General features: G+C 38.5%; 27 protein-coding genes. 23 read left to right on the top strand and 4 right to left on the bottom strand.

The genetic code is table 11. The features are described from left to right. Positions 1–29: 29 nt before the first annotated feature. The 8 genes from dsrA to ACZ430_RS05830 all read left to right on the top strand — a co-directional run bounded on the left by dsrA (position 30) and on the right by ACZ430_RS05830 (position 6,290). Positions 30–1,238, top strand: a complete 1,209-nt coding sequence (dsrA, locus tag ACZ430_RS05865; protein ID WP_297212277.1) for a dissimilatory-type sulfite reductase subunit alpha — start codon at positions 30–32, stop codon at positions 1,236–1,238. 34 nt (positions 1,239–1,272) lie between these two features. Then, positions 1,273–2,373 carry a dissimilatory-type sulfite reductase subunit beta gene (dsrB, locus tag ACZ430_RS05860; protein WP_297212274.1) on the top strand — a complete coding sequence of 367 codons (1,101 nt, stop codon included), beginning with the start codon at positions 1,273–1,275 and terminating at the stop codon, positions 2,371–2,373. A gap of 57 nt (positions 2,374–2,430) precedes the next feature. Beyond that, on the top strand, positions 2,431–2,655 hold the full coding sequence (locus tag ACZ430_RS05855) for a hypothetical protein (RefSeq protein ID WP_297212272.1): 225 nt from the start codon (positions 2,431–2,433) through the stop codon (positions 2,653–2,655). Between the two features lie 74 nt (positions 2,656–2,729). Further along, positions 2,730–3,200 (top strand): CinA family protein, encoded by a 471-nt coding sequence (locus tag ACZ430_RS05850; protein WP_297212268.1) that lies wholly within the window; start codon positions 2,730–2,732, stop codon positions 3,198–3,200. A 15-nt stretch (positions 3,201–3,215) separates the two neighbouring features. Beyond that, on the top strand, positions 3,216–3,485 hold the full coding sequence (locus tag ACZ430_RS05845) for a hypothetical protein (RefSeq protein WP_297212266.1): 270 nt from the start codon (positions 3,216–3,218) through the stop codon (positions 3,483–3,485). After that, positions 3,485–3,814: a hypothetical protein gene (locus tag ACZ430_RS05840; RefSeq protein WP_297212263.1), complete on the top strand. Its 330-nt coding sequence runs from the start codon at positions 3,485–3,487 to the stop codon at positions 3,812–3,814. Before ACZ430_RS05845 ends, ACZ430_RS05840 begins: the two co-directional genes overlap by 1 nt. Positions 3,815–3,834: 20 nt before the next feature. Next, complete coding sequence (gene ligA, locus ACZ430_RS05835; RefSeq protein WP_297212259.1) at positions 3,835–5,847, top strand: NAD-dependent DNA ligase LigA; 2,013 nt, start codon at positions 3,835–3,837, stop codon at positions 5,845–5,847. Beyond that, positions 5,844–6,290, top strand: a complete 447-nt coding sequence (locus ACZ430_RS05830; RefSeq protein ID WP_440871020.1) for a 23S rRNA (pseudouridine(1915)-N(3))-methyltransferase RlmH — start codon at positions 5,844–5,846, stop codon at positions 6,288–6,290. The genes ligA and ACZ430_RS05830 overlap by 4 nt, the downstream gene beginning before the upstream one ends. On the opposite strand, the gene ACZ430_RS05825 is transcribed toward ACZ430_RS05830, so the two are convergent. Both ACZ430_RS05825 and gltX read right to left on the bottom strand, forming a co-directional pair. Next, the gene (locus ACZ430_RS05825) at positions 6,284–6,460 is read right to left on the bottom strand and encodes a Trm112 family protein (RefSeq protein ID WP_012545155.1); all 177 of its coding nucleotides are present in this window, start codon (positions 6,458–6,460) and stop codon (positions 6,284–6,286) included. The two genes, ACZ430_RS05830 and ACZ430_RS05825, sit on opposite strands and share 7 nt — an antisense overlap. Beyond that, entirely contained in the window at positions 6,450–7,847 is a 1,398-nt protein-coding gene (gene gltX, locus ACZ430_RS05820) for a glutamate--tRNA ligase (protein ID WP_297212250.1), read from the bottom strand. The genes ACZ430_RS05825 and gltX overlap by 11 nt, the downstream gene beginning before the upstream one ends. Before the next feature lie 85 nt (positions 7,848–7,932). Here gltX and pilB point away from each other — a divergent pair, with 85 nt between their 5' ends. From pilB to ACZ430_RS05745, 15 genes are all read left to right on the top strand, one after another. Beyond that, the gene (pilB, locus tag ACZ430_RS05815; protein WP_297212247.1) at positions 7,933–9,648 is read left to right on the top strand and encodes a type IV-A pilus assembly ATPase PilB; all 1,716 of its coding nucleotides are present in this window, start codon (positions 7,933–7,935) and stop codon (positions 9,646–9,648) included. Further along, the gene (locus tag ACZ430_RS05810) at positions 9,648–10,724 is read left to right on the top strand and encodes an HD-GYP domain-containing protein (protein ID WP_339943540.1); all 1,077 of its coding nucleotides are present in this window, start codon (positions 9,648–9,650) and stop codon (positions 10,722–10,724) included. The genes pilB and ACZ430_RS05810 overlap by 1 nt, the downstream gene beginning before the upstream one ends. Positions 10,725–10,810: 86 nt before the next feature. Next, positions 10,811–11,329, top strand: coding sequence for an LPS export ABC transporter periplasmic protein LptC (gene lptC / locus ACZ430_RS05805; protein WP_464910431.1), 519 nt, complete (start codon positions 10,811–10,813; stop codon positions 11,327–11,329). Next, positions 11,310–11,789: a lipopolysaccharide transport periplasmic protein LptA gene (lptA, locus tag ACZ430_RS05800; protein WP_297212238.1), complete on the top strand. Its 480-nt coding sequence runs from the start codon at positions 11,310–11,312 to the stop codon at positions 11,787–11,789. The genes lptC and lptA overlap by 20 nt, the downstream gene beginning before the upstream one ends. Next, entirely contained in the window at positions 11,786–12,523 is a 738-nt protein-coding gene (gene lptB / locus ACZ430_RS05795) for an LPS export ABC transporter ATP-binding protein (RefSeq protein WP_464910430.1), read from the top strand. The genes lptA and lptB overlap by 4 nt, the downstream gene beginning before the upstream one ends. Further along, a complete protein-coding gene (rpoN, locus tag ACZ430_RS05790) occupies positions 12,524–13,945 on the top strand; it encodes an RNA polymerase factor sigma-54 (RefSeq protein ID WP_297212232.1) in 1,422 nt (473 codons plus the stop codon). A gap of 11 nt (positions 13,946–13,956) precedes the next feature. Continuing rightward, positions 13,957–14,475, top strand: coding sequence for a ribosome hibernation-promoting factor, HPF/YfiA family (hpf, locus tag ACZ430_RS05785; protein WP_297212230.1), 519 nt, complete (start codon positions 13,957–13,959; stop codon positions 14,473–14,475). Positions 14,476–14,488: 13 nt separating this feature from the next. Next, positions 14,489–15,340, top strand: a complete 852-nt coding sequence (rapZ, locus tag ACZ430_RS05780; RefSeq protein WP_297212228.1) for an RNase adapter RapZ — start codon at positions 14,489–14,491, stop codon at positions 15,338–15,340. Positions 15,341–15,464: 124 nt separating this feature from the next. Further along, positions 15,465–15,884 (top strand): ATP synthase F0 subunit B, encoded by a 420-nt coding sequence (locus tag ACZ430_RS05775; protein WP_297212226.1) that lies wholly within the window; start codon positions 15,465–15,467, stop codon positions 15,882–15,884. A gap of 10 nt (positions 15,885–15,894) precedes the next feature. Continuing rightward, complete coding sequence (atpF, locus tag ACZ430_RS05770) at positions 15,895–16,461, top strand: F0F1 ATP synthase subunit B (RefSeq protein WP_297212224.1); 567 nt, start codon at positions 15,895–15,897, stop codon at positions 16,459–16,461. Continuing rightward, positions 16,458–17,003, top strand: a complete 546-nt coding sequence (gene atpH, locus ACZ430_RS05765) for an ATP synthase F1 subunit delta (RefSeq protein ID WP_297212222.1) — start codon at positions 16,458–16,460, stop codon at positions 17,001–17,003. The genes atpF and atpH overlap by 4 nt, the downstream gene beginning before the upstream one ends. Before the next feature lie 6 nt (positions 17,004–17,009). Beyond that, complete coding sequence (atpA, locus tag ACZ430_RS05760) at positions 17,010–18,518, top strand: F0F1 ATP synthase subunit alpha (protein WP_297212220.1); 1,509 nt, start codon at positions 17,010–17,012, stop codon at positions 18,516–18,518. Positions 18,519–18,548: 30 nt separating this feature from the next. Next, a complete protein-coding gene (gene atpG, locus ACZ430_RS05755; protein WP_297212218.1) occupies positions 18,549–19,436 on the top strand; it encodes an ATP synthase F1 subunit gamma in 888 nt (295 codons plus the stop codon). Positions 19,437–19,469: 33 nt separating this feature from the next. Then, entirely contained in the window at positions 19,470–20,891 is a 1,422-nt protein-coding gene (gene atpD / locus ACZ430_RS05750) for a F0F1 ATP synthase subunit beta (RefSeq protein WP_297212216.1), read from the top strand. Between the two features lie 15 nt (positions 20,892–20,906). Further along, complete coding sequence (locus ACZ430_RS05745; protein WP_297212213.1) at positions 20,907–21,329, top strand: F0F1 ATP synthase subunit epsilon; 423 nt, start codon at positions 20,907–20,909, stop codon at positions 21,327–21,329. A gap of 9 nt (positions 21,330–21,338) precedes the next feature. Here the strand turns inward: ACZ430_RS05745 and ACZ430_RS05740 are convergent, their stop codons facing one another. After that, a complete protein-coding gene (locus ACZ430_RS05740) occupies positions 21,339–21,695 on the bottom strand; it encodes a peptide chain release factor family protein (protein WP_297212211.1) in 357 nt (118 codons plus the stop codon). Position 21,696: 1 nt separating this feature from the next. Continuing rightward, the gene (locus ACZ430_RS05735; protein ID WP_297212207.1) at positions 21,697–22,371 is read right to left on the bottom strand and encodes an HAD family hydrolase; all 675 of its coding nucleotides are present in this window, start codon (positions 22,369–22,371) and stop codon (positions 21,697–21,699) included. Between the last annotated feature and the right edge of the window lie 2 nt (positions 22,372–22,373).

Genomic DNA, 22,373 nt, shown 5'->3' with positions numbered 1-22,373 from the left:
CAAAAAATCTTAAAAAGCAGGAGGAAATTATGACGAAGAAGTATGACACACCTTTGTTGGATGAGCTCGAAAAGGGTCCATTCCCGAGCTTCGTTACGGAAATGAAAAAAGCAGCTGCAAAAAATGCAATGGCTGCCGATGAACTTGGACAGTTAGAAAAAAGCTTTAGAGACAAGGTAACCTATTGGAAACACGGAGGAATAGTCGGTGTTAGAGGTTATGGAGGTGGAGTTATTGGAAGATACTCCCAGTTAGCCGACGAATTCCCAGGGGTTGCTCACTTTCACACCGTACGTGTAAATCAGCCATCAGGACTTTTTTACACTTCTGAAACAATGAAGTTTTTCTGTGATTTGTGGGACAAATATGGAAGTGGGCTTACAAATTTTCATGGTTCCACAGGAGACATAATCTTTTTAGGAACTGTTACAGACAATCTTGAGCCTCTTGCTACAATTCTTAGTATGAATGGATTTGACCTTGGTGGTTCTGGTTCTGCAATGAGAACTCCAAGTTGCTGTGTAGGACCAGCCAGATGCGAATGGTCAATGATTGATACCCTTGATATTACCTATGATTTAACACAAGAGTTTCAGGACGAACTTCACAGGCCTCAGTTCCCATATAAGTTTAAAATCAAGACCGTTGGCTGTCCCGTTGACTGTAATGCATCAATAGCCCGTGCAGACCTTTCAATAATTGGAACATGGAAAGGCCCCATAGCAATAGATCAGGACAAAGTGAAAGACTATGCAAAGAAAGGCATGAACATTCAGGAGGAAATAGTCAATTTCTGTCCTGGAAAATGTATAACATGGGATGGTAATACTCTTACTATAAATAATAGCGACTGCTTACACTGTATGCACTGTATTACAAAACTTGCAGGTGCATTAAAGCCAACACCACCCTTTGGAGCGGTTATCCTTATCGGTGCTAAAGCACCATTTGTTATCGGTGCAACCCTTTCATGGGTAATAGTTCCATTTATGGAAATGAAGCCTCCATATCAGGAAATTAAAGACCTCATAAGAAACATGTGGGATTGGTGGAATGAATATGGAAAGAATAGAGAGAGAATTGGTGAGCTAATTCTTCGTCGTGGCATGAGAGAATTCCTTGAAGTATGTGGACTTGAGCCAACACCAGAAATGGTTAAAGAGCCAAGAAATGACCCATTCTGGTTCTGGACAGAAGAGGACCTTGAAAAGAAGCCTTGGGAAGAATATTTAAAATAATAAAAACACAAAATAAAGAAGGAGGTAAAAAATTATGCCTTATGTAATTCCCGATGTAGTAGACGTAAAACAAAGGAAAACAGATATAGGACCACCCCATTACAAAAACTTTTTACCACCAGTAATCCAGAAAAACTATGGAGACTGGAAAACTCATGAAATATTAAGCCCTGGATTAATGGTTCATATAGCAAATTCTGGTGATAAAATCTGGTCAGTAAGAGTTGCTTCACCCAGACTTTTATCAACCGATACATTAAGAGAGATTGCAGATATAGCTGAAAAATACTGCGATGGATATTTCAGATTTACCACAAGAAATAACATAGAATTTCTCGTATCCGACGAGAGCAAAGTGAAGCCTTTAATGGATGAGCTTGCTGCAAAGAAATATATGATTGGAGGAATTGGCTCAAGAGTAAGTAATATAGTTCACACTCAGGGATGGATTCACTGCCACTCAGCAGCAGTTGATGCATCTGCTCTCGTTAAGGCTATTATGGATGAGTTTGCTGATTACTTTACAACAAAGGATACTCCAAATAAAGTGAGATTTGCTGTTGCTTGCTGCACAAACATGTGCGGTGCTGTTCACTGCTCTGATATTGCCTATGTCGGAATTCACAGAAAACTTCCAAGAATCGACCATGACAACTTCAAAAACCTCTGTGAGCTTCCAACAACGATGGCTTCATGCCCAACTGCAGCAATTACACCTGATCCTGCAAAGAAATCTATAAAGATTAATGCTGAGAAATGCATGTACTGCGGTAACTGCTTCTCAGTTTGTCCTGCCCTTCCTATTGCAGACCCTGAGAATGACGGTGTTGCAATAGTTGTTGGTGGAAAAGTTGGTAACTTAAGAAAACCACCTATGTTCTCAAAGCTTGCCGTTGCTTATCTACCAAACACTCCACCAAGATGGCCTGAAGTTATAAAGGCAACAAAGAAAATATTTGATGCCTATATTGCCGGAGCAAAGAAACATGAGAGAGTAGGTGAATGGATTGAACGAATTGGCTGGGAGAAATTCTTTGTGGTAACTGGCTTACCATTCACATTCCAGCATATTGATGACTGGACATACGCATTTAAGACCTTTAGAACAACAGCACAAATTAAGTGGACTAAATAAATAATGAGGAGGGGTTAATCCTCTCCTCAATTTTTATGAAAGGAGTGTGATTTTTAAATGGAGAAAGAGGAACTCAAAAAAGCAATTTATCAGCTAATTGAGCAGTCAGCAGGAAAGAAGAAATATAAACAAGCAGATTTAATAAAGCATTTCAGACAGCAGGGAATTTCAGATGCTGACACCAAGGCAGCTATAAGAGAACTCATTGATGCAGGAGATTTAATTTATACGTACTTTGGCGGAAGTTACATAGAGTTAGGAGAAAAGAGAAAAGGCGCTTAGTCACTCATTAAATAATATTTTATAGGAGGGAATTATCCCTCCTTTTTTATTTTCAAGCTTTGTTATAATTAACCATGAATTTTTCAAATTCTACTTCCTTTATAATTATTCAGAAACTCATCGAGATTGGCAAAACTTTCTCAACTGCAGAGTCTTGCACGGGTGGGCTAATAGCCTCCTCAATCACTGATATTCCTGGGGCAAGTAAAGTTTTCCTTGGAGGAATGGTAGTCTATGCAACGGAAATGAAGCTTAGACTTCTTGGAGTTGCAAGGGAAGTCTTCGATTATGGGGTAATCTCTTCGCAGATGGCCGAGGAAATGGCATTAAAAATAAGGCTTCTTACTGGTTCTGATTACTCAATTGCTACAACGGGAAATCTTGGTCCTGATGTGATGGAGGGAAAGCCAAAAGGCTTAATTTATATTGCAATTGCAACTCCTGAAAAAGTCTATATCAAAGAATTGAATTTACAGGGTGATAGGCTATCAAATAAAATAAAGGCCACTGAAGAAGCATTGAAACTTTTTGTTGAATTGTTATAATAAATAGGGAAAAAGATGAAACTCACTGAACTGATTACAGAAAAGGAACTTAAAGAAATGGCATTAAATGAATACAGAAGAAGAATAGTTCTTTATAGATTAATAGACGAAAAAATGAAAAAAAAATATGGTATGAGCTTTGAAGAGTTTGAGAAGAAAAATATCGTAAAGGAAAAAGGATTTTCTTGGGATGTGGAAAAAGATGCAATTGAGTGGGAGCATGCCTTAGAATCTTTAAGAACTCTTACCGAAAAGCTCAGAAAAATTGAAAAAATAGATGATTAATGGAAGAATATATAAGTTTAATAGACAATCTTGCAGAAAAATACAATTTAAAAATTTTTCATTTAGATTTTTCTGATTTTTCTTTAATTGCAAGAATAGGGCTTTCATTAGAAATTTTCATCCAAATATATATAAACACCCGAAAACAAAAAACAAATCTTGCATTAGTTATCTCTGACATTAGAGTTTATGGTATAGACAAAGAAGGAGGATTTTATCACGAACATCCTTTTGAAAATCCGGATTTGCATTTACCTGCAGAACCCATGGAAATAGAAGATTTTATTATAAAGAGTTTAGAATACTTAGAAAAAATGGGATTAATTTAAGATTTCTCTGGAGGTTTTTAATGAAGCAGATACCTGAAGATATAAAAAAAGAGATTGAAAAACTTGTCAAAGAACTCAACTATCACAACTACCGTTACTACGTGCTTGATAGCCCTGTGATATCCGATGAAGAATACGACATGATGCTGAGAAGTCTTAAGGAGCTTGAAGAAAAATGGGGCTATATTCTGCCAGATTCACCAACTCAGAGAGTAGGTGCAGCACCATCTGAAAAATTTGAAAAGGCTGAGCACCGTGAGCCAATGCTTTCCCTTGATAATGCCTTTTCAATAGAAGAGCTAAGGGATTTTGATGCAAGAGTTAAAAGGCTTCTTGGCATTAATGACGAAATAGAATACACTGTTGAGCCAAAGTATGATGGCTTGGCTGTAGAACTCTCTTACAAAGATGGACTTCTTTACAGAGCATCAACAAGAGGTGATGGCTATGTTGGTGAAGATATTACTCAGAACATAAAGACAATAAAGGCTATTCCATTGAGAATTGAAGGTGTTGAGAAAATTCCAGAAGAAATAGATATCCGTGGAGAAGTTTACTTAAATATTGATGAATTTGAAAGAATAAACAAAGAAAGAATTGAAAAGGGCGAGCCTGTTTTTGCCAATCCAAGAAACGCTGCCGCAGGCTCTGTAAGACAGCTTGACCCATCCATAACAGCAAGTAGGAAGCTTTATATGTCTTGCTATGGAATAGGATATGTAAAAGGTATAGAGTTTAAAAGTCAGATAGAGTTTATTGAGTGGCTTAAAAAAGGGAGATTTCCTGTGCCTGCCTATGTGAAACTTGCGAAAGGCATTGAGGAGGTTATGGAGGCAATTAAAGAGATTGAAAAACTAAGGCAAGGCTATCCCTTTGAAACAGACGGTGCTGTTGTAAAGGTAAACAGTTTTGAATTGCAGCGTAAGCTTGGCACAAAAACCCGAGAACCTCGCTGGGCAATTGCCTATAAATATCCTGCCCATCAGGGAATTACAAAGCTCAGAGACATTCTTGCAAGTGTTGGAAGAACAGGAGTTATAACTCCTGTTGCCATACTTGAACCTGTAAAGATTGGTGGAGTTACTGTGTCAAGGTCAACTCTGCATAACTGGGATGAGGTGGAAAGAAAGGATATAAGAGTTGGTGATTATGTAATTGTTGAAAGGGCTGGTGAGGTAATTCCCCACATAATTGGAGTGGTTAAAGACAGAAGAACAGGAGAAGAGAAAGAGGTAAAAATACCTGAACACTGCCCTGTTTGTGGTTCAAAAACTGTAAGAGAGCCTGGAGAGGTAGCAGTAAAATGCATTAACTTTAACTGCCCTGCTCAGGTTGAAGAACGCATAAAACATTTCATCTCTCGTAGAGCTATGAATATTGAAGGACTTGGAGACAAGACAGTTGAGCTTTTGCACAATAAAGGAATCATAAAACATTTCGTAGACCTTTACAAACTAAGGCAGGAAGACATAAAAGGACTTCCTGGTTTTGCAGAACTTTCATCAAAAAAGTTGATTGAGGCAATAGAGAGAAGCAAAAAAACTACACTTTCAAGACTTCTTTATGCCCTTGGAATAAGTCAGGTAGGAGAGTATGCCTCAAAGCTTCTGGCGCAACATTTTAGAAAACTGGAAGATTTGTATTACATAAAGGCAGAAAAGTTAGTCCAAATCCCACAAATTGGAGAAAAAACTGCGAAAACAATTGAGCAGTTTTTCAATAACGAAGAGAATTTGAAAGCGATAGAGGAATTAAAAAAGATGGGGCTTAAAGTGGAAAACCCCGACTTTGAGGAAGAAAAAAAGCCCTCTCCTCTTAAAGGATTAACTTTTGTAATAACAGGAACTCTCCCAAAACCAAGAGAGGAAGTCAAGGAAATGATAGAAAAAGCAGGTGGCAAGGTCTCTTCATCAGTCTCAAAAAACACTGACTATCTTTTAGTTGGTGAAGAGCCGGGAAGCAAGCTTGCAAAGGCTCAGGCTCTGGGAGTAAAAACCCTTTCATATGAGGAATTCCTTAAGATGCTGGAGTGAGCTTGTATAGATTTAAAATATATTACCCCGGTAAAACAAAGGCAAAGTTCATAAAAGAGGGCGTAGACCATTACATTAAACTTCTAAGTCCCTTTGCAAAAGTTGAGCTGATTGAGCTTAAAGAAGGACATGGAGATAAGGAGAAAGTCATAGAGGAAGAATCAAAAACGATTCTTAATTCCTTAAAAGGTGATTTTATTCTTCTGCACAGAGACGGTAAAAGCCTTAGCTCTCTCGAATTTGCCGATTTTATAAAAGATAAATCACTTACTCAGTTCGTAATTGGAGGCGTCTATGGAGTAAATGAAACAGTTTTTAAAGCTGCTTCTTTCAGACTTTCCCTTTCCTCTCTAACATTTACCCATGAAATTTCAAGGCTATTACTTCTTGAGCAACTCTACAGGGCAATGACAATTATTCATGGGAAGAGTTATCATTACTGAGTTTCAAGCTTTTTAGCCTCTTCAATTAGAAGAATGGGTATATCCTCTCTTATGGGATAATAAACAGAGCAGTTTTTGCAAACAAGCCTTTCTTTTTCTTCTTCGTAAATCAAATCTCCCTTGCACTTTGGGCAAACTATAATTTCAAGCAACTCTTTATCAAGAGGCATCTATGACCCTCCTTAATCTCTTTAATGTTTTTTCCTTACCCACAATCTCCAAAACCTCATATATTCCAGGGCTCACAGTACTACCTGTCATAACAACTCTTACAGGCTGAGCAACCTGTCCGAGCTTTAATCCCTTTTCATTTACCATGTCCATAAATATCTTTTCAATTCTTTCTTGCGTGAATTCTTCAAGGGCTGCAAGCTTTTCTGTTACTTCTTTAAGAATGGGAATTGTTTCAGAGTTTATATACTTATCCCTTGCCTTTGGCTCTATCTCAACATAATCAAGAATATAATATCTCATGGCATGGGCAAGCTCTTTAAGGGTTCTGCATCTCTCCTTAAGAGATTTTATAGCCCTGCATGCCCAGTCGTTATCCAGTGTTTCTCCTTCTTTTAAATATCCCTCTTTAATCAAAAAAGGTTTAACAAGTTCAAGAAGCTTTTCTTCAGGGGTTAATTTTATATACTCACTGTTAAGCCAAAGAAGCTTTTCAGCATTAAATATGGCATTTGCCTTTCCAACCTGCTCAAGATTGAAATATTTAATCAACTCCTCTCTTGTAAATATCTCTTTGTCTCCGTAAGACCACCCAAGACGGGCAAGAAAGTTTACCAAAGCCTCTGAGAGATATCCCTCATCCCTGTAAGAAAGAACAGATGTGGCCCCATGACGCTTGCTTAAGCGGGCTCTGTCAGTGCCAAGTATCATAGGAATATGGGCAAACTCTGGTGGATTCATTCCTAAGGCATGATAAATATGTATCTGCTTCGGAGTATTGTTAAGATGGTCTTCACCTCTTATTACATGTGTTATCTTCATCTCAAAATCGTCAACAACTACGCAGAAATTATAGGTTGGCGTGCCATCGCTTCTTAGAATTACAAGGTCCTCAATTTCGCTGTTTTTAAAGGTGACATTTCCTTTTACAAGGTCATTAACAACCGTTTCACCCTCAAGGGGCATCTTAAATCTTATGGCAAAAGGCTTTTCAAGAGTTTCTTTTATCTCCCTGCAGCGTCTGTCATATCTTGGAGGCTTCCCCTCCTTCATTGCCTGTTGCCTTCTTTCTTCCAGTTCTTCTGGAGTGCAGTAGCAACGATAGGCTTTGCCTTCTTCAAGAAGCTTATGAGCATAGGCTTTGTATACTTCCATTCTCTCTGTCTGTCTGAAAGGACCTTCGTCCCAGTCAAGCCCAAGCCATTTCATTGCCTCAATTATGGATTCAATGTATTCCTCCGTTGAACGAGATCTATCAGTGTCTTCAATTCTCAAAATAAATTTGCCATTATGATGCCTTGCAAAGAGCCAGTTAAAAAGCGCTGTTCTTGCTCCTCCAATATGTAAATGTCCTGTAGGACTTGGTGCAAATCTAACCCTTATCACTTTCCCTCCTTTATGAGATTAATAAAATAGTATAATCCTTTTAAAAACTTTGACACAATTTTGCTCCTGTGCTATATTAGCTAAAATGTCTGGCCAGACAACAAAATCAACCAATGTGGCTGAATGCCTATTGAAGAAAGGGATAATATCCCAAAGACAGTTTCTCGATGCTCAGGCGATTCAAAAAATTGAGGGTATCAGATTAGAGGCTGCTTTAATAAAATCAGGATATGCCACAGAGGAACAGATTATTGAGGCATTGAGTGATATTTACGGATATCCAGTTTTTCAGTCAAATATCTCCCAGATTGACTATTCCGTATACAGGCTTTTGCCAGAGGATATAATAAGAAAACACAGACTTCTTCCTGTTAAGAAAGAGGGTAATTCGGTTACGGTAGTTCTTTCTGACCCCTCAGATGAGATGGCTGTTGAAAACTTGAAGTTTTTCTTGAGCGGATACAAAATTAGGCTTTACATTGGCAAAGAAACAGAGATAAAAAGAGCTATAAATCAAATCCTTGGTGAAGAGAGAACTTATACTGATGAGAAAGTTCATGAACTTGTTGAGAGTGCAACAAAAGAGGATATTTCAATTTCACAGAGTGAACAGAAAGAGCAGTTAAATGAAGAAATAAATGCACCTCTTATAAAACTAATAAACCAAATAATTGGAAATGCTGTATTACGTAGGGCAAGCGACATACATATAGAGCCTTTCGAAGACAATGTTTATGTAAGATACAGAATCGATGGGGTGCTTCATGACATAATTACTTTGCCTGTTAAACTGAAGAATGCCATCGTGGCAAGAATAAAGATAATGGCCAATTTAGATATCTCGGAGAGAAGACTGCCGCAGGATGGAAGAATAAAAATGAGAATAGGAAAGAAAGAAGTAGATTTCAGAGTTTCCACATTGCCTTCCCTTTTTGGTGAAAAAGTTGTTATGAGGGTACTTGAGAAGGGTTCACTTCAGCTTGACCTTACAAAACTTGGCTTTGAAGATGTCTCTTTAAAATTTTTTCTTGAAGCGCTAAAAAAACCCTACGGAATGATTCTCGTCACAGGCCCCACTGGTTCAGGCAAGACAACAACTCTATATTCCGCACTCATGACATTGAGAAAACCAGATGTAAACATAATGACCGTTGAAGACCCTGTTGAGTATACGCTGCCCAGAATTACTCAGGTGCAGGTTCATGAGGAGATAGGCAGAACGTTTGCACAGGTATTAAGGTCATTTTTAAGACAAGACCCTGACATAATTCTTGTTGGAGAGATAAGAGATTTTGAAACAGCTGAAATAGCAATCAAGGCTGCCCTTACAGGACATCTTGTTTTAAGCACTCTTCATACTAATGATGCACCAAGTACTATTACAAGACTAATAAACATGGGAATTGAGCCATTCTTAATTGCCTCATCGGTTGTTCTAATAGTAGCTCAGAGGCTTGTAAGAAGACTTTGTGAGACCTGTAAGAGAGAACAGAATATAGCTAAAGATGCTCTAATTAAGATAGGGTTTCCGGCGGACAAGGTCGGAGAATTCAAAGTTTATGAACCCTCGGGATGTCCTGACTGTAATGGAACAGGCTACAGAGGCAGGGTTGCCCTATATGAAGTAATGCCAATAAAAGAAGAAATAAGGCAGCTAATCCTGTCAGGAGCTTCAGCCGATGAAATAAAAAAGGAAGCAGTAAAGCTTGGTATGCTTACCTTGAGACAATCAGGCCTTAGTAAAGTTATGAAAGGTGTTACTTCCATTGAAGAGATATTCAGAATTACCGTGGAGGATTAATGGATAAGCTCGAAGTTCTCTTAAAAGCAGCAGGTAATATCACAAAGGAAAAACGAATAGACAATTTAATCGAGATTCTGTCAAATCTTGCAAAGGAACTAATAGAGGCAGACAGATGCAGTCTCTTTTTGATTGATGAAGAAAGAAAAGAATTATATTCAATATTTGCCCATGGAATAGGAGAAATCAGAATTCCTATTGATTCAGGAATTGCCGGATATGTTGCCCGAAAAGGAGAGTTATACTTAACCTATGATGCCTACAGTTCAGAGTTCTTCAATCCAGACATAGACAGGCTTTCTGGATATCGGACAGAGAACATTCTTGCGATTCCCTTATTTGACTCTAAGGAGAAAATTATAGGAGTTTATCAGTTTATTAACAAGGAGGGTGTTTACACTGAAGAGGATTTAAAATTAGTCAGGCTCTTATCTGAATTTGCTTCAACTACTATCGAGGCAAAAATTTTACAGGAAAAAATTCAAGATGCCTATAAAAAAATACTTATAAAGTTATCTAAAGCATCGGTCTATAAAGACCCTGAGCCACCTAACCACTTCTTGAGGGTGGGGTTAATTTCGGCTCTTATCGCTAAAAAATTGGGCATAGAGGAACAGAAATGTGACACTCTACTTTTAGCATCTACTTTGCACGATATGGGCAAAATAGGAATTCCCGATAGTGTCCTTTTTAAAGCGGGAAATCTTGACCCCGATGAGTGGGATATCATGAAAAAGCATCCCTTGATTGGTTATGAAATCTTATACGACGATGATATAGAACTATTAAAGATGGCGGCAGTTATTGCTCTTGAACATCATGAAAGATGGGATGGTACAGGATATCCCTTGGGCAAGAAGGAGGAAGAGATATCAATATGGGCAAGAATAGTAAGCATCGCTGATAACTTTGATACATTGACTTCTGAGAAGCGATTTGAGGGGGCATGGGATTTTACAAGGGCTGTAGACTATATAAATCTTATGAGCGGAAAGGCCTTTGACCCAAAATTAATTGATATTTTTAATGAGAACATTGATAAAATAAGGCAGATAAAGACAAATTATGAGGATTAATGTTCACATCCCTTTCTATGCATAATCTCGAGTTTTAATTTGTCTCATCGCAATATCAAACTTTTTTGTGGTATATTTAAACAGAGATGAAAAAGGTTCTATTTATTCTGCTGTTATTAATATCTTCAGTGGGGATATTTTTTATAATTGGCTTATTAGATAAAGAGGAGTCTGTTAAAGTGAAACTATCAATGGAGGCATCGGTTTTTAAGGATGTTTATTTTATGCAGAAAAAAGATGGTGACCTTAAGCTGAAACTTTATGCAAAAGAAGCTTTGATGAATGAGGATGCCAAAACCTTAGAGTTAAAAAGCCTCTCCATGTTTTTTCCTGAAAAAGAATTTACTGTTAAGGCAAAAAAGGGAATATACAGCACTGATTCTGGTGATATCTTACTTAGAGAGGAAGTAGAGGGGTATTCGAAAGACCTTACAGTTTATGGAAGTGAAGCTCAGTGGAACGGAAAGGAAAAAATGCTTATTTCAGATAAACCTCTAAAAATTCAGGGAAATAGATTTATTATTGAGGGAAATGCAGGTATTGCAAAAGCTGATTTGATAGAATTAAGAGAGGGGGTAAGAGCAATTGTTTACTCTAAAAAATAGCTTAATTTTTATGTTGTTTTTGTTGCTTGCTTGTAATCTGTTTGCAGAGGAAAAGAAAGACTCGCCTGAGCCAATTATCATTACATCTCAGAGCCTCATAAATGATAACCGAGCTAAAACAGCAACTTTTGAGGGTAATGTGGTGGCTAAAAGAGGAGATGCAACCCTCCTTGCTAACAAGATGATAGTTTACTATGAAGATGAACAGAAAGGCGGTAATATCAAGCTTATTGAAGCCATTGGGAACATAAAGCTAATCAGAGGAGACAGAACTATTACATCTCATAAAGCTACTTACTATCCCGAGCCTGAAGAGAGAGTCGTCTTTACGGGTGAACCAAGAGCAACGGATGGGAAAAATCTTGTTACGGGAGAGAAAATCACTTACTTTATGAAAGATGACCGTTCTCTTGTAGAAAAAAGTAGAGTATATCTTAAAGAGCGAAAAACAGGAAAATGAACCATATCCTTAAAGTCGAAAATCTAAAAAAAAGCTTTGGCAAGAAAGAAGCTGTGAAAGGAGTCTCTTTGAGCGTTAGCAGTGGTGAGGTTGTCGGTCTTTTAGGCCCCAATGGGGCTGGTAAGACCACTACCTTTTACATGATTATCGGAATAGTGAGGCCAGACAGTGGAAATATTTTCATTGACGACAAAAGCATTACTATTTTTCCAATTTTTGAAAGGGCAAGACTTGGAATGGGCTATCTTCCTCAAGAACCTTCCATTTTCAGAAAGCTTACAGTTCGTGAAAATCTAAAAGCTGTTCTTGAAATTAAGTATGGAGAGGATAAAAATAAAAAGTTAAACATCGACGAAGAGGTAAATACCCTTCTTGATGAATTTAATTTAAAAGAGTTTGCTGACAGAGAAGGATATAAACTATCGGGAGGAGAGAGAAGACGGGCTGAGATAGCAAGAGCTATTGCTTTAAAGCCTATTTTCATGCTTTTTGACGAGCCTTTTGCAGGAATAGACCCTCTTGCTGTAGTAGAGTTGAAAAGAACAATAAAAAAGCTTAAGGAAAAGGGCATTGGTATTATAATCACAGACCACAATGTGAGAGAAACCCTATCAATTACCGATAGGGCCTTTATAATTCATAGTGGCTCTCTGCTTGCAGAGGGAACGCCTGAGGTTTTAATTGACAACCCTTCTGTAAGGGAGGCCTATTTAGGAGAGGAGTTTAGACTGTAAATGGGACTTGAACAAAGAGCAGACCTGAGACTTACCCAAAAACTTGCCTTAACTCCTCAATTGCAGCTACAACTTAAATTACTACAGCTACCGCAACTTGAGCTTAGTCAGTATATTCAGCTCGAATTAATGGAAAATCCTCTTTTAGAAGTGGAAGAGGAAATATCGATAGAGCAGGACAGAGATGTTTCTAATGAAATAGAAGAGACAGAGGATTCGACAATAATTGATAGGCTTAGCAAGGTAATTATTGATGATTATTTTTCAGAGAGAGCCGATGACGGAAGAGACTTAGGATACTTTAACCCAGGAGTTGAAGATAAGCCCTCCTTTGAACTATTCTACTCAACCAAGGCAGACCTTACGGAACATCTCTTGTGGCAGTTGAGATTGAGTAAAGCTCCCGATGACCTGAGAGCAGTTGCAGAGATTGTAATAGGAAATATTGATGAAGACGGATATTTGAAGGCTTCCGAACAGGAAATAGCATCTCTGGCAGAAGTTGATACGGAGAAAGTTAAAAGAGCAATTGAACTGGTGCAGGAATTTGACCCACCAGGAGTAGGTGCGAGAGATATAAAAGAATGTTTACTTTTACAGTTAAAGAATCTTGGTTTAGCAAACACCGTTGTTCAAAAAATTATAGAAGAGCATCTTGAAGATATTCAGAAGAAAAAGTATGACCGAATAGCAAAAAAAATCAACGTGCCAGTGGAAGAAATAATTGAATCAGTCAGGATAATAGAAAAACTTGAACCAAGGCCAGGTCGGAATTTCAGCAAAACCCTTATAAGTATCCCTGTTCCAGATGTTTATGTGCAAAAGGTGGAAGGAGATTATCAGATAATTTTAAATGATGAAGGCATACCAAAACTAAGACTCAGCAAATTATACAATGAACTGATTAATGAAAAATACTTGCAAGGAGAAGAAAAAAAGTATCTTCGCGAAAAACTAAAGAGTGCCGTAGAGCTTTTAAGAAGCATTGAACAGAGGAACAAGACCATATACAGCGTGACAGAGAGCCTAATAAAGTTTCAGAGGGAATTTTTTGACAAAGGAGTTAGTTTTCTTAAACCCTTAAATCTCAGGGATATTGCCAGCGACATCGGTTTACATGAGAGCACAATCAGCCGAGTTACATCTAATAAGTATCTTTTCTGTGAACACGGACTTTTTAGTTATAAGTTTTTCTTTAGCAATTCTCTCTCATCTATCAGCGGAGGAGTTTCAACAACTCATGTCAAAGAGTTAATACAAAAAATAATCAACGATGAAAATCCAGAGAAACCTTTGTCTGACAAGGAGATATCCGAGATGCTTCAGAGGCAGGGTATAGATATTGCGAGAAGAACTGTTGCAAAATATAGAGAAGAGCTAAAAATACCACCTAAGCCTTTAAGAAAGTTAAAAAAATATTAAGGAGGACAGTTATGAAAATCAACATCAGGGGGAAAAATATTGACGTAACAGAGGCACTGAGACAGTATATTGAAAAGCGAGTTGGAAAGTTTGAAAAATTTTTAAATGAGTTAGCAGAGGCAACAGTAACAATAAGCACTGAAAAATTTACTCACAAAATAGACGTACTTGTAAAGGTAAATGGACATTTAATTCAAGCAGAAGGAAAAACGGAAGACCTCTACTCAGCCGTTGACCAAGTCGTAGAAAAGCTTGAAAAGCAAATATTAAAGTATAAGGAAAAAGTTCAAAATAAAAACAAAAAAGAATCAAATAAATTCACTCCGACAACTTCGACAGAAGAACTACCCAAAAGAATTGTAAAATACAAAAAGTTTGACCTGAGGCCGATGACTCCTGAAGAAGCCGTTGACCAGATGGAGCTTCTTGACAAAGATTTTTTCATATTTGTCAATTCCTTTAGCGGTGATGTAAATGTCGTTTACAAGAGGAAGGACGGGAATTTTGGTTTAATTGAGCCTGCCAAATAAGAAAGGTTGATTTTTGAGAAAAAAACCAATTTTAGTAATAGTAACAGGACTTTCAGGAGCAGGGAAGACTGTTACTTTAAGAACGCTTGAGGATATAGGCTTTTTCTGCGTTGACAATCTACCACCTCCGGCAGTAACAGATTTTTTAAAAATCCTACAAAAATACGGAAATTTTAAAAAGATTGCAATTGGAATTGACATAAGGCTTTATCAATTTCTTGGTAAATCAGTAGAGCTAATTGAAAGGACAAAAAAAGGTTATAAAACAGATGTTCTTTTTCTTGAAGCTGACGATGAAACAATACTTAGAAGATATAAAGAGACAAGAAGACCTCATCCCCTCTTCTCTCTTCATAATGAACTACTAAAAGCAATTAAAGAAGAGATAGTCTTACTTCAGCCTCTCAGAAGCATTGCAACGAGAATAATCGATACATCGAACTTCAACCCCCACGAACTAAAGTTTTTAATCTCATCAATCTACGGTGGAGAGCTCAGAACCCTTTCGGTTACAATTTTGTCCTTTGGCTTTAAAAGAGGAATCCCTTCAAATGCAGACCTTTTGTTTGATGCAAGGTTTTTGCCTAATCCATATTTTATTCCCGAATTAACGGAGCTTACAGGAAAGGACAGGAAGGTTAAGGATTTTGTTCTCAAACAGAGAGAAACAAAGGAGTTTTTAAAACGATTAAAAAACTTCTTAAAATTTGCTATTGAAGGATATAAACGAGAAGGTAAAGCCTACCTTACAATAGGTATAGGATGCACTGGAGGGAAACACAGGTCTGTCGTTATTGCCGAGGAGATAGGAGATTTTATAAAAACCCTTTCGCTCAATCCAATTGTGATTCACAGGGATTTATAAGAAAATTTTAATAAAACCATAAAAATTTAAAATTAACGATTTCTTGACAAAAAAAGCTGTATATGGTATCTTGTCATGCAGTTGAATTTAAGCATCAAAAAATCTAACAGAAAGAAGGTGGGGTATGTTAGAGTTTAACAACTGGTTTTTTGTCCTAATGATTCAATTTTTTGTCCTAATGTTTATCCTCAATGCAATCCTTTTCAAACCTATGATGGAGCTTTTCAGGCAGCGCGAGCAGATGATTAAAGGTGCTCTGGAAGATGCTCAGGTAATGACAGAGAAAAAAGAACAGGCCATTGCACAGATGAATGCTGACCTTGCTAATGCAAAGGCGCAAGCTAAACAGATTATTAATTCCCTGAGGGAAGAAGCATTGGCCTATCAGAGAGAGGTTCTATCGGCTGCTGAAAAAGAGGCAGTTCAGATGATTGAAAAGGCAAGGTCAGAGATTAAGGCTGAGACAGAAAAGGTGAGGGCAGCGCTTAAGCAAGAAGTTGAAAGACTATCTGAAGAGATTGTAAACAAATTGGTAAAGGTATAATGGAGGCAATATGAAAAGACTAATACTTCTTATCTCAACAATCTGTATTCTAAGTGCAGTGACTGCCTATGCAGCAGAGGGAGGAGAGCATGGAGGCAGTTTAAAAGACTGGGCTTTCAAAACCATTAACTTTGCTATACTGGTATTCATTATAGTCAAATTTTTAGGTAAACCAATCAAAAATTATCTTGCCCAGAGAAAAGAGCTTATTGAAAAAAGCATAAAAGAATCTCAAGAGGCAAAAGAGCTTGCCCAAAAAGCTCTTCAAGAGGTTGAGGATAAGCTTAAATTGAAGGATAAAGAAATTCAGGAAATAATAGAGTCTGCTAAAAAAATAGGTGAACAGGAAAAACAACAGATTATGCAAGAGACTGACAAAATGAAAGAGAAAATTATCGAGCAGGCAAAGACAAATATTGAGTTTGAGTTGAAAATGGCTAAAGATGCTCTAAGGCTCGAGGCTGCAGAACTTGCTATTCAGTTGAGTGAACAGAAATTGAAGGAAAAAATTACTCCTGAAGAGCAGGAAAAGCTTCTTCAGGAATCAATAAAAATAATAGAGGGGCGGAAAAATTGAGAAAGGTCAGAGGAGCAAAGGCAAAAAAGTATGCAAAACAATTTTTAAGTCTGGTCAATATAGACCAGGTGCCAGAAATTGTTGCGAAGCTTGAGGCTGTAGCTTTGTTGATGCAGAAAGAAAGACAGTTCAGAAACATGCTCACATCGCCATCCTTTAACGATGAGGAGAGAGTGGGAGCTATAAGCTATCTGTGTGAAAAGCTGTCACTTCCAGAGGAGGCAAAGAAGTTCCTCAGCTTTCTGAGCGTTGAGGGAGTTCTGATAGGACTTAGTGAGATTGTCAGATACATCAATGCTCTCTATTTGGAAGCAAAGAAAAAGGTTAAAGGTGTGGTCACCTCAGCCATTGAACTTCCGGAGGCGATGAAACAAAAAATTGTTGAATCTCTTAAGTCTATCACGGGCAGAGAGGTGGAGTTGCAGTACGAAATTGATACTTCACTAATTGGTGGAGTAAGGGTTAAAGTGGGAAGCACAATGTATGACTTAAGTATAAAAGGCCAGTTAGGTCTTTTAAGAGATAAGCTTATAAAGGGGTGAGAAACTATGGAACTTAAGATGGAAGAAATTAGTGAGTACCTTAAGAAGCAGATTGCTGACTTTGAGAAGAAAGCTGATGTCAGCGAAGTAGGAATAGTCACATCGATTGGTGACGGTGTTGCAAGAATTTACGGATTAGACAACTGCATGGCCTCTGAAATGCTTGAGCTTCCAAATGGCGTTTACGGTATGGCTCTTAACCTTGAAGAAGATAACGTAGGTGCAATCCTGTTCGGTGATGACAGACTTGTTAAAGAGGGTGACATTGTAAAGAGAACTGGAAGAGTTATGGAGACTCCTGTTGGAGAGGAGTTAATCGGAAGAGTAGTCAATGCAATTGGTATTCCAATTGATGGGAAAGGTCCGATTAATGTAAAGGCCACTAGAAAGGTTGACGTAATTGCTCCGGGTATCATTAAGCGTCAGCCAGTTAAAGAGCCTCTTCAGACAGGTATTAAAGCAATAGATGCCATGATTCCAATAGGAAGAGGCCAGAGAGAGCTTGTCATCGGTGACCGTCAGACAGGAAAAACAGCCATTCTTTTAGATACAATCATCAATCAGAAAGGGCAGAACTGCATTTGTATATATGTTGCTTGTGGTCAACGTCGTCAGAGCGTAGTTCAGGTTGTTGAGACCCTTAAAAAGTATGGCGCTATGGACCACACAATAGTTGTTGCAGCAACTGCCTCTGAACCAGCATCAATGCAGTATCTTGCTCCATATGTGGGATGTGCAATGGGTGAATATTTCAGAGACAAAGGAATGCACGCATTAGTTTGCTATGATGACCTTACTAAGCAGGCTTATGCATACAGACAGGTCTCCCTGATTCTTAGAAGACCACCAGGAAGAGAAGCTTATCCCGGCGACGTATTCTATCTTCATTCAAGACTGCTTGAGAGAGCAGCAAAACTCTCCGATGCTGAAGGAGGAGGTTCTCTTACAGCATTGCCTGTAATAGAGACCCAGGCAGGAGACGTTTCTGGATATATTCCAACAAACGTTATTTCTATTACAGACGGTCAGATATACCTTGAACCAGAGCTTTTCTATGCAGGTGTCCGTCCAGCTATTAACGTCGGTCTCTCTGTTAGCCGTGTTGGTGGTGCTGCACAGATTAAAGCAATGAAGCAGGTTGCAGGAATGCTCAGACTTGACCTTGCCCAGTACAGAGAACTTGCAGCATTTGCCCAGTTTGCTTCAGACCTTGACAAAGCAACAAGAGCGCTTCTTGAAAGAGGACAGAGAATGGTTGAACTTCTTAAACAAGACCAATATGTTCCTATGCCAGTAGAAGACCAGATTATGTTGATATTTGCGGGAACACAGGGACACCTTGATGAGCTACCTGTTTCAGCAATTAAGGCTTTTGAGCAGGGCTTTTTAAGCTTTATCAGAAGTCAGAAGGAAGACTTAAGAAAAGAAATCAGAGAGAAAAAAGAGCTCGATGACTCTTTAAAACAGAAGATAACCGATGCCATTTTAGAGTTTAAGAAGACTTTTCAGCCGTAATAAATAAAATCTGAAGGTAGGAGCTGTTAAATGCCAACATTAAGAGATATAAGAAAGAAAATAAAGGCAATACAGGGAACAAAGAAGATAACCTCTGCCATGAAGATGGTGGCGGCTGCAAAGCTCCGTAAAGTCCAGGATAGCATGCTGAGGTATAGGCCATATGCTACAAAGATGCAGCAAGTCCTTGCAGACCTTGCTGGTGCAGTAGAGATGAGAGGTGATGTGCCTCCAATTCTTTTAAGAAGACCTGTTAAAACTGTAGAAGTGCTTGTAATCACATCGGATAAGGGACTTTGTGGTGCTTTCAATACAAACATACTGAGGGCAGCTCACAAAGAAATAAACAGGCTTAAGGGTGAGGGACTTAATATAGTTCTATCAGTTGTTGGAAGAAAGGCTCGAGACTATTTTAAGAGAAGAGATTTTCAGCTCAAAAATGTCTGGACAGGAATATCGGGCAAACTTCAATATACTCATGCTCAGGTAATAGCTCAAGAGATGATAAATTCTTACGTAAGCGAAGCAGTAGATGAGGTTGTTGTCATATTTAATGAATTTAAATCAGTTATTGCCCAGAGGGTAGTAATAAACAGATTACTTCCAATTGGAAGGATAGATTCAGAGCCTGCTGAACAGCCTACATTTATACCTTTCACTTACGAGCCAAGAGCACCGGAGCTTTTTGCCATGCTGCTTCCTATATACATTGAAATTCAAATATACAGGGCTCTATTAGAATCTCAGGCTGCAGAAGAGGCAGCAAGAATGACAGCCATGGACAATGCAACAAAGAACTGCGATGAGTTAATTAGAAAGACCACCTTAATTGCCAATAAAGTAAGACAGGCATCAATTACAAAAGAGCTTATGGATATAGTAGGTGGTGTTGAAGCTTTAAAGCAGAGTGAAGGATAAAATTTTAAAAAAGAATAAAGGAGGTTTTAAATTATGAACGTAGGTAAAGTAGTACAGGTTATAGGAACAGTTGTAGACTGCGAATTTGAAGGCCAGCTTCCCGAGGTTTTGAATGCATTAAAAATAGATGAACCTGGAGACCCTCAAAAAGGCATTCCAGAGATTCATCTCACCCTTGAAGTCGCAATGCATCTCGGTGAAAACAGAGTAAGAACAATAGCAATGGGTTCTACCGATGGTTTAGTAAGAGGAATGAAAGTTGTCGATACAGGTGCACCTATAAAAGTGCCTGTGGGTAAACCTGTTTTAGGAAGAATTATAAATGTTACTGGTGAACCTGTCGATGAGGCAGGTCCTGTTCAAGCCCAAGACATGTATCCTATACACAGAACAGCTCCAGAGTTTACCGAACAGTCTCCAACCACCCAGCAGTTTGAAACAGGTGTTAAAGTTTTTGACCTTCTTGTCCCCTTCGTAAGAGGCGGTAAGATGGGAATGTTCGGTGGTGCAGGCGTTGGTAAAACAGTCGTTATCATGGAGATGATTCACAACATTGCTATGAAACACGGTGGTGTCTCCGTTTTTGCAGGTGTTGGTGAGAGAACCCGTGAAGGAAACGACCTTTACCTTGAAATGAAGCACTCAGGCGTTTTGCCTCAGGTTGCCCTTGTTTACGGACAGATGAACGAACCCCCAGGAGTGAGAGCCCGTATTGCTCTTACAGCCCTTACTGTTGCTGAGTATTTTAGAGACCAAGGACAGGACGTTCTTATCTTCATAGACAACATCTTTAGATACACCCTTGCCGGTTCAGAGGTTTCGGCACTTCTCGGTAGAATGCCTTCAGCAGTTGGTTATCAGCCAACTCTTTCTACAGAAATGGGTGCTTTGCAGGAAAGAATTACCACAACAGCAAAAGGCTCTATTACCTCCATGCAGGCAATTTACGTTCCTGCAGACGACTTGACAGACCCAGCAGTTGCCGCAGTCTTTGCTCACCTTGACGGAACAGTCGTTCTCTCCCGTCAGATTGCCGAGCTTGGAATATATCCTGCCGTTGACCCTCTTGACTCAACAAGCCGAATTCTTGACCCAAGAGTAGTTGGTGATGAGCACTATCAGGTTGCAAGAGGTGTTCAGTCAGTGCTGCAGAGATACAAAGAATTGCAGGACATTATTGCAATTCTCGGTATAGAAGAGCTTTCAGAAGATGACAAGCTTACCGTTGCAAGAGCAAGAAAACTTCAGAGGTTCTTAAGTCAGCCCTTCCATGTGGCAGAGACATTTACAGGAACGCCGGGAAGGTATGTCAAGCTTGATGAAACAATAAAAGGCTTTAAGGCAATTCTTGATGGTAAATATGATGACCTGCCAGAGCAGGCATTTTACATGGTTGGTCCAATAGAAGAGGTGGAGGAGAAAGCTAAGAAGCTTGGTTACACAAGACAGGTCTAATTAAAGGAGTGTATGATGGACAATAAGCTCAAATTAGAAGTTATAACACCCTACGGAGAGTTAATAAATGAAGAAGTAGATGAGGTATATACCACTGGTGCAGAGGGTGATTTTGGAGTTTTCCCTGGACACTGTGCATTTATGACTGCCTTAAGAATCGGCTCTCTCTCTTATAAGAAGGATGGGCAGACTCATTATGTGTTCATTAATAGGGGTTATTGTGAGGTTCTAAACGACAGAGTTTTAGTATTGGTTGGAAGTGCTGAAAGGGTTGAAGAGATAGACGTAGAGAGGGCCAAGGCTGCCTTAGCGAGAGCAGAGGAAAGACTCAGGAAGGCACAGGCTGGTGAGGCTGACATTGACCATGCAAGAGCTCAGGCTGCTTTAGAGAGAGCTACTATAAGAATTCAACTGGCAACAAAACTTATACCGAGATAAAAGAGAGGGCTAAATGCCCTCTCTTTCCCTGTTTCTTTTTCTGCTTTTCTGTTTTCTTTTTCGTAACTTCTCTATTATCTCTATTTTGTTAGTTTTTATTCCTTTGATTTCTTTAATTTTCTCTACAAGTAAACGTCTTGCAAAAAACCTGTTAAGTCCTTGGGAGCGTTCCTTTGTAAATTTTATCTCAATGCCGGTGGGTATATGTTTGAGATATACACCTGTTGATGTTTTATTTACTTTTTGTCCTCCGTGACCTGAGCATCTAATAAATCTTTCTTCAATATCGACCTCTTTAATTCCTAAGAATTCCATTTCACGAATGAGCTCATTTTCTTTCTTTTCTGTTACAGGAAATTTTCCCATTTTAAAAAAGAATTTTTTGAATTTTATCTATTTCCGAAAGATTTTCAACTACCACATCGGCATCTGTTTTTTGTAAGTCTTCTCTTGTAAATGGACCTGTGGCAACAGCGATTACCTTCGCACCGTAAGGTTTTGCACAGGCTACATCTCTTGGAGTATCGCCTATAACGATACAATCACTAAAGTTAATGGGTTTTTTGAAAAATTTTTCATATCTTTCAACTGCTATGGGCAGTAGATTGTTTCTGTTTTCATGGTCACTACCAAAAGCTCCAAAAGGAAAATAAGAATTAAGCGCAAAGGGTTCGAGTTTTATTCGAGCACCTTTTTCAAGATTTCCTGTAAGTAATCCCATGGGATAGGAAAAACTACCGGTCATAAAATTGATAAAATCAACTACGCCTGGCTTGATATGTTTAGAGTTATTATTGATTTCAACCTGAAGAAACATAAGATAGCTGTCAATTAAATCGTCTATAAGATTTTTCTCAGGGATTATTCCGTGTAGTTTTAGCCCTTCTTTTATTATCTGAATATCTGTCTTACCTGCCATCTCAAAGTTCACGAAGGCCTCTCTTATACCAAGAACTTTTTCAAAGGCTCTATTCAAAGACCTCGTACCTGCTCCACCAGCACTTATAAGTGTTCCGTCTATATCAAATAGTAGCAACTTCATAA

The organism is Thermodesulfovibrio sp. TK500a (genome assembly GCF_055381765.1).
The sequence above is the reverse complement of the archived record's forward strand: the minus strand, read 5'-3'. Positions and strand labels throughout refer to the sequence as shown.